1 protein-coding gene is annotated in these 952 nt (G+C 62.5%); it reads right to left on the bottom strand.

Translation table 11 applies throughout. The annotated features are described in order from the left end of the window. Positions 1–70 precede the first annotated feature (70 nt). Positions 71–952, bottom strand: an 882-nt coding sequence (locus tag B3M52_RS08760) for an alpha/beta fold hydrolase (RefSeq protein ID WP_286749415.1), incomplete at its 5' end; no start/stop codon positions are given.

Below are 952 nucleotides of genomic sequence, written 5' to 3'. Positions count from 1 at the left end.
GGAAGGGACGCTACGAGACGCGCTTCCGACTTATGTGCCGGCGGTCTCCCAGTCGCGCGTTCTGTGTGATTCAGTCCGATCTTTCAGCCAACCACTCCGCCATCTCCAGCCAACTTTCCTTCGGCGCCTTGCTGCCGGCCAGAATGCCCATGTGACCCCCGGGGGTAACCCGGAAAGTGACGTCCTTCGAGCTGACATGGTCTTCGATGCGTTTCACCGCGCCGGGTGTTGCCAGGGTGTCTGTGTCGCCGGCGATGGCAAGTAAGTTGGCGTTTACATTCTCCAGCCGGGCGACGTCTTCGCCGATCTGGATCTGGCCTTTGGAGAGTTCGTTGTCGATCCACAGGCGTACCACGGCATCCTGCACGATGCCGCCGGGGTAGGCGACCATTCGGTCGAGGAAGGCGGAGGTGGTGGCGTGGCTGGCGACGAAGTCGCGGTCGCCCAGGCGGACGATGAGTTCCCAGTAGCCCATCACGCTGCCGATGGGGTTGGTGAGTTTGAAGCCGATGGTGTTGGCCCAGCCCGGAGAGTGGAACCAATGAGGTTTCACGTCATGCAGGCGGAAGCCGGTGCGCTTACGGACGAAATCGGCGACGTCGGACACCCGCTGGTACATCAAACCCATCAGGCCGGACGCGTGGCTGTCGATGGGCGAACCCAGCACGATGGCGTTGCGGATGTGCTGGTCGCGGCTGAGGGCAGAATAGAACAGCGTGAACATGCCGCCCAGGCTCCAGCCGTGCAACGACAGCTCCTGCTCACCGCTGTGTTCCCGCACCCGGTTCAGGTATGCCGGCAGTAACTCCGCCACGTAGGTGTGCAGGTTGTAGTGACTGTGCTGGCGCGTGGGTACGCCCCAGTCGATCAGGTACACCTCAAACCCCTTGGCCCGCAGGAACCGCACCAGACTACGCTGGGGGAACAGGTCGTAGATCAGCATGTTCACCGC

This window comes from Marinobacter sp. UBA2688 (genome assembly GCF_002352785.1).
GTDB lineage: Bacteria > Pseudomonadota > Gammaproteobacteria > Pseudomonadales > Oleiphilaceae > Marinobacter > Marinobacter salarius.
Note: the sequence above shows the minus strand (reverse complement) of the source record. Positions and strands in the feature narration are given on the sequence as shown.